The sequence below is a fragment of the Mesorhizobium sp. WSM4813 genome (assembly GCF_055811555.1).
This window is the reverse complement of record NZ_JBVVQU010000114.1, coordinates 1-5,850: the sequence shown is the minus strand read 5'-3', so window position 1 is coordinate 5,850 and position 5,850 is coordinate 1. Positions and strand designations below refer to the sequence as shown.

Below are 5,850 nucleotides of genomic sequence, written 5' to 3'. Positions count from 1 at the left end.
ACAACATGACGCAAAAGGAAAACGCCAAGGTCGAGGCTCAGCTCGCGATCGCCCGCGCCATGATGCGCGCTGGCCGGCCGCTCTAGGATCAAACTCGATGAACTAAGGTGTGTATTCATAAACAACGACCAGTCATGAACGATGACCGGCCCCATCCCGCAGCGGGCTCTTCGTTGCAATCGTCTGCTTCTGGCTGTGATCAGGGTCCTGAGCGTAGTTGACAACCCGCAGCGTCGGAATTTCCCTGCCGCGACGATTGCCGTAACCTCCCACTCCGCGAGTTTGCGGTTTTAAAGCAGCAAACGGCTTCCATACCTTCACGATTTATGTCCTAAATAGGAAAGACCCCCCACGCAGATGGAAGCTCTATCATGCCGGGACACGACGAGATTTTGGATCATTTCGACCGCCGCATTACCGAGGCGTTCCAGTCCCTGTCGGATAGCATATTCACGACCCCCGAGCAGCGCGCGGTCGTTCACGACGTCTTCATGGAGGACCTGCGTCGTCTGCTCCAAGCCCACGAGGCCATCGCCAACAAACATACGGCCCTCCAGGGCGCACCAGGCCAACCCCAAGGCCCGGTTCGCCGAGGTATCGGCGGCGGCTATTACCGGACGTATGAGCACGGCGCAATCTTTTATCACCCCGCCGTCGGCGCCTTTCGAGTCTATGGAGCGATCTACCAAAAGTATATCCAGCTTGGGGCCGAAGGCGGACTTATGGGCTACCCAAAGACCGATGAGCTTGGTACGGCCGACGGCCGAGGCCGGTTCAACGAGTTCCAGCATGGGGCGATTTATTGGACAGCCGCCACAGGGGCATGGGAGGTGCATGGCGACATCCGCGCCAAGTGGGAAGCTCTGGGAGCATATGCAAGCGTTCTCGGGTTTCCAACAAGCGATGAAAGCGATTGTGCCGATGGCTTCGGTCGATTTAACAGCTTCGAGCGCGGCGCCATCTTCTGGACGCCCGATACGGGAGCATGGGAGGTCCATGGCCTTATCCGAGATCATTGGATCACCATGGGCAGCGAGCAGAGCTACCTCGGATACCCCATCTCGGACGAGGGTGACTGGTTGGATTTTGATCTGCAACTGCTCGGCCGAAGGTCACGGTTTCAGCGGGGCATTATTGTTTCTCCCACGACCGGCCGCACCCACGACCTGCCTGATACCGTAGTGAAGTCGACCCAGATCAACAATTCGGACGTGACGGGCTGGGCCGAATTGGTCTTGAACGCGGCGGGAGGCTTCTCTTATCGGGGACACCTTCACAACAGCGCGTTCGGCAGCAGCGCCGTGGCTCTGGCAAGCGTGCTTCACTTCAAGGATATGGCCGGCAATGTCCTTGCTGCCACAGAACCCGAGGATAGCGACAGCTCAGTCACTTTAGGCGGCACCGTTTCGGCCTTTTCGCGTGATCATGACTGGTCTCGCGCTGGTCACCACCCCCTTATCGCCGAGCACTGGGACACGCTGCAAAGTGTCGGCATGACGACAAGGTGCACCGTGGCTACAACACCAGGCACGGTCATCTTGGACATTCTCGGCGGAATTCCTGTCATCGTGGGAACAGCTATCGCCGCGATTTTTATTGTAAAGCTGGGCTCGGGCAGCAAGGCCTGCCCACCTCGCGGCGGGGTTGAGACCGATCCCGTAACTGGAGAACAACGACCGGTCGTCAGCATACCGATCGTGGATCCGAATCAACAATGTCCTTAGTTGATCCTTACGGAACGACTAGCCGCGCGCTTCAAAGGTCCACTTTCATCTGCCTCAAGACCCCGACGATCCGGCGTGAGGTCTCACTCGTCACTGAAACCCAGCAGCAAGGCATGGCGTATGTGGCTGTGGTCGCCGCGGAGATGCTTGATGCGCAGTTTGACGCCAGGAGCGACCCATTGCGTCGCCGGCCGCTTCTTCATGGCCTGGGGCGGCGGCCCGGCGTGTTCCTGGACACGCTTCCACAGCCGTTCCTTCATGTCTCGATTAAGGCTGATGAACGCCGAACCGACATATTGCCCTGTGCCAGGCTCTGCCAGTAGTGCGAATGCCGCCTTGCCCGGCTCACGCTCGACGCCGAGCAGTTCGAATTCGTCGACCGTCCAGCTCTTGGTCTTAAGCCAGTTGATGGTCGGCCCGCTGCGATACTTGCTGTCGGCGCGCTTCGAGACGATCCCCTCGAGGCCGGCGTTGTCGGCGAGATAGAAGATCGCCTTGGCGTCGCCAGGCATCGCCTCGCTGAACTGGATCCGGCTGTTTGGCTTGATGATGCCGTAGAGGATTTCGCGGCGAGCCTTGCAGCCGATGTCGCGCAGATCGTGTCCGTTTAGGTGCAGGATGTCGAAGGCGCCGAGGTACATGGCATAGGGATCGCTGTGCACGGCCTTTTGGAGCGCGCCGAAATCCGGCAGCCCGGCCGCATTGGTGACGACAGCCTCGCCGTCGATGATCGCGTTCTCGACCTCGAGCTCGCGCGCGGCTTCGACCAGCCCGGCATACTTGCTCGTCCAGTCGGCGCCGGTTTTCGTATAGACGCGGATATCCTCGGGGCTGTTGATGACGATCTGGGAGCGGTAGCCGTCGAGCTTGATCTCGTGAATCCAGTCCTCGCCCCCGGGCGGCTTGGCGACCAGCTTGGGCTCCATCGGCGGAATGAACTCTAGCCGGAGGGCGCGGGTACTTACAATTTTACGCACTTATTCGATGTGGAGACAGTGAGAAATCCGGGCCGACTGGTACTCCAACTGGCTTTTTTGCCATGAAATAACCCTTTCCAACCCGCACAACATAATCGCGTGCGTTTAGACCACTATAATGCGTGGAAAGGTTAGTGGATATAGCGGACAATGTCCTGCGGAGGATCCAGAAGGAGTAGTACTTATGGTGTATTCTAGCTTCACGTCTGATATCGTAGAATATATATCATCAAAATTGACCGGCTTCGTATTTGTTCGAAACGGTTGCATGAACTTCACTGGCGAGTGTGTGATCGGTCGCTAGTCATAGAGTTTTCGGACAGGACGCGGTTCCGTGGCGCGCGGGCATGTCACTCGACCGTGGTAAAATCTAGCGCCAAAATTGAGTTGCCATCAGTTCACGACCGGCAACGGCTCATGAAGGGTGTTTACTCGTCAACGGGTAGCACGGGCCATTCCATGAGACCGGTGGACCCGACAAGTTCGACCGTGTCGAGGATGAGGCGGATACGAAATGAAAACATGGACAATGATCTGTGTGGCGGTCTGCGTTATGGCCACTGGCCTTATGTTCTGGAGCGCCGAGTTTTTGCTCAGTCAGGAGTCCTCAAACGTATTGGGTCTGGCGTGGTGAAACACTCTCAATTCAAAATCGGCACCATGTTCCGTCGCGCGCGAAATCATAGCCCTGTTGGACGGCAGCCGCCTTTCACCGCGATTGCCGAAAGGCTTCCTCCGACTGTCCCCAACACTCCCTCCGCCAACTATCGTCATATCCGGTTGAGAAAATGATCCTCGATAGGCCGGCTTACCGACTCCGCCAAATTTTTTGGAACCGTTGCAGAAGTCACGCATTACAACTCTAGCGGTCGATTCCTCAGGATGTAGCCGCGAAGACACTCCCCAAGGCGAAGCCCGCTGCCGGTTCCCCTGCAGCGGGCTTTTCGTTGGCACTACTTGGGGAGCGCGCTCATAAGGATGGCTCATTGCCTTTGCTGTTAGGCGCGCGCCGTCTTCGGTTTCGCTACCACTGCAGCGGTTTCCGCCTTAAGTCGTTGCTCTCGCAGCCGAGCCGTCTTTGCATCTCGTGCTATGCGCTCAATGTCTGCTAATGCCCGTGCGGCGTCCGACGTGCGCTCTTGCTTGTCGTGTCTTTCTTTGTGAGTGAATTTTTGCCTTTTGGTCATTGGCGGCCCCGGTCTAACTCAGTGCAGTGTTGCCCCGAACCGCTGTCGCCAGATCGTGTTCCCCCAGACAACGAAAAAGCCCGCGCCTCTGGAGAGGCCCGATCGGGTGCGGCCCGATCTGCAGCGGGCAACGAGGGGGGGCCACTGCTCACAGACAATTTTTACAAATCGCTAAAGTTCCATCCTGATCTTGCGGCGTGTTCGCTCGACAGCGATCACCCTGCCAGCTTCCGGAAGATTGCCGCGGCGGGGCCGAGTTCGAGGTTGTCAAACCATGTTCGGTGCCACTCTGATTTATCCCAGTAAACCGGAGCGACTCCCCGTGCCTGCTGCCCAACTCCGCGCGCAGCGGAAAGACAACCAACGTGTCTCCCCTAAGCTGATCGTGGTCATTGCCTTCGACTGCGACGAGAGCGGCGACCTTCAGCAATTAGAACCGCCAAGGGTCTGGCGCGAAACATGCTTGTGTTATTCCGTGGTCGCGCGATGCTAAACCCGTCTCTGGGCGAATACGGCGAGCCGACAACGCTCTTTGTGGGTGGCGACGCGCCAGACATGGAGTGACGGTTGGCCAGTACCCCTTAGGCTCCCCTGTAGCTCTCCTAACGGTGAGCAGAGGGGCACAGGAACCCAGGAAACCTACCTACCAGATTGGTGAGGGATGAGCATTTTGGCCTCCTTAGCGGCAGCCTCGAATGCCTGCCGTATCTCATTAGGGTCGAACTCCGCGCCTTCCAAAGCGGACAGGCAAAGGGCCGACGCACGTTGCCACTTGGTTCCCCTCTTGGGCCACTTCCGGAGTTGCTCGGCTGCACCTCGGACATTGTTGCAGGCATAGCTGACGCCGACCAGCTCGGTCTTCACGAACACCGGAGGGGAGAACCAGATGGTCGCCATAGGGAGAATCTAGAGCGGCAAGAGGCCGCTGATAAGGGAACCATGTAGGCCCGCGTGGGTTGTAGAATCGCGGCGGTCGATCCTCCGTGGAATACAGCCGCCGTGGGGTCCGTCGCCACTCCTCTCGACAGGCGGCGGGCCCCCTCCTAGCAGGGCGCTTAGGGCTGCTCGCGATTGTCGCATCGCTCTCGCCGCTCGATCTCTTCCTGAAGCTCCATCACTAACTCGACGAGCCTCGGTGACGACGTTTGTTCGCCGTTCAATCTTAGTAGTTCTCGTAGCTTCCGGCGATAGTCTTCGGAACTGATCAATTCTCGAAACGCACGGTGTTTATCCTGTAATGCCATAACATTCACCTTTGGAACCCAACTATTTAATTGCTAAAGGGTTCCGTAAGGGCGCCGAAATGTTTGCTGCAAGATTTATTCGTGAAGGTCGAAGGCTATCGCGCGTCCGAACGCCGGAGCCGCAGTCACGATAAGCTCGATCAGCGCCGGCGAACCGCTGCTACAACGGCCTTGACAGAGACCGTGCCACCGTAGGGGATCTTGTGGATCGCCTCATGGACAAGGTCCACGGCTTCGCGCTCACAATTCGTCTTTGCATTCACCTGAGCGCCCCCCCGGCCATAAGCCACAAGCGCCCATTTGTTGGCACTTTGCGTGGGAAGTTCAACAAATTATTTTGGGCCGCGCACAGGTGGTAGAGGGGCGAGGATAACCGGCGCTCAAGCTAGGAAGCCACGGACAGGCCTAAGGCAGTAGCTGCTTCAATAATAGCATCAACTAGCTCGTCGTTGGATGCAGCCAAATCAGGCGCAGCGTGCCGGATCTGGTTCAATGTCGCTTTGACCGAAACGGTGTCCCCATGGTCCGCTCGGTTGAGAATTGCGGCGATTGCGTGCTCTTCAATCGGACCAACCCTTTGCACACTCATCCGACTCTCCGAACAGCCTTGCGACATTTCTGCACAGAGATGCCGAAGGGGCGTACGCCTCCGGCGAAGGCCGCCTTGCGCGAGCGTGGCAGGGTAGCGAGGCTGCGCTCTTAAGGTCGTCCTTACGAG

The 5,850-nt window shown here is 58.0% G+C and carries 5 protein-coding genes; 2 read left to right on the top strand and 3 right to left on the bottom strand.

The annotated features are described in order from the left end of the window. The first annotated feature begins 371 nt into the window (after positions 1 to 371). The gene (locus tag AC0L25_RS31985; RefSeq protein ID WP_473599115.1) at positions 372 to 1,724 is read left to right on the top strand and encodes an LGFP repeat-containing protein; all 1,353 of its coding nucleotides are present in this window, start codon (positions 372 to 374) and stop codon (positions 1,722 to 1,724) included. 83 nt (positions 1,725 to 1,807) lie between these two features. On the opposite strand, the gene AC0L25_RS31980 is transcribed toward AC0L25_RS31985, so the two are convergent. Continuing rightward, positions 1,808 to 2,650, bottom strand: a complete 843-nt coding sequence (locus tag AC0L25_RS31980) for an ATP-dependent DNA ligase (protein ID WP_473599114.1) — start codon at positions 2,648 to 2,650, stop codon at positions 1,808 to 1,810. 573 nt (positions 2,651 to 3,223) lie between these two features. On the opposite strand from AC0L25_RS31980, the gene AC0L25_RS31975 reads away from it, so the two are divergent. Then, entirely contained in the window at positions 3,224 to 3,493 is a 270-nt protein-coding gene (locus AC0L25_RS31975) for a hypothetical protein (RefSeq protein ID WP_473599113.1), read from the top strand. Between the two features lie 1,034 nt (positions 3,494 to 4,527). Here AC0L25_RS31975 and AC0L25_RS31970 read toward each other — a convergent pair. Together AC0L25_RS31970 and AC0L25_RS31965 are read right to left on the bottom strand one after the other, a co-directional pair. Next, positions 4,528 to 4,785: a DUF982 domain-containing protein gene (locus AC0L25_RS31970; protein ID WP_473599112.1), complete on the bottom strand. Its 258-nt coding sequence runs from the start codon at positions 4,783 to 4,785 to the stop codon at positions 4,528 to 4,530. A 732-nt stretch (positions 4,786 to 5,517) separates the two neighbouring features. Next, a complete protein-coding gene (locus AC0L25_RS31965; protein WP_473599111.1) occupies positions 5,518 to 5,721 on the bottom strand; it encodes a hypothetical protein in 204 nt (67 codons plus the stop codon). Positions 5,722 to 5,850 lie beyond the last annotated feature (129 nt).

Bases quoted from the DNA above. Each gene is read 5' to 3' on its own strand.
- AC0L25_RS31970 (WP_473599112.1), bottom strand. From the start codon at position 4,785: ATGGCGACCATCTGGTTCTCCCCTCCGGTGTTCGTGAAGACCGAGCTG.
- AC0L25_RS31965 (WP_473599111.1), bottom strand. From the start codon at position 5,721: ATGAGTGTGCAAAGGGTTGGTCCGATTGAAGAGCACGCAATCGCCGCA.
- AC0L25_RS31985 (WP_473599115.1), top strand. From the start codon at position 372: ATGCCGGGACACGACGAGATTTTGGATCATTTCGACCGCCGCATTACC.
- AC0L25_RS31975 (WP_473599113.1), top strand. From the start codon at position 3,224: ATGGACAATGATCTGTGTGGCGGTCTGCGTTATGGCCACTGGCCTTAT.
- AC0L25_RS31980 (WP_473599114.1), bottom strand. From the start codon at position 2,650: ATGGAGCCCAAGCTGGTCGCCAAGCCGCCCGGGGGCGAGGACTGGATT.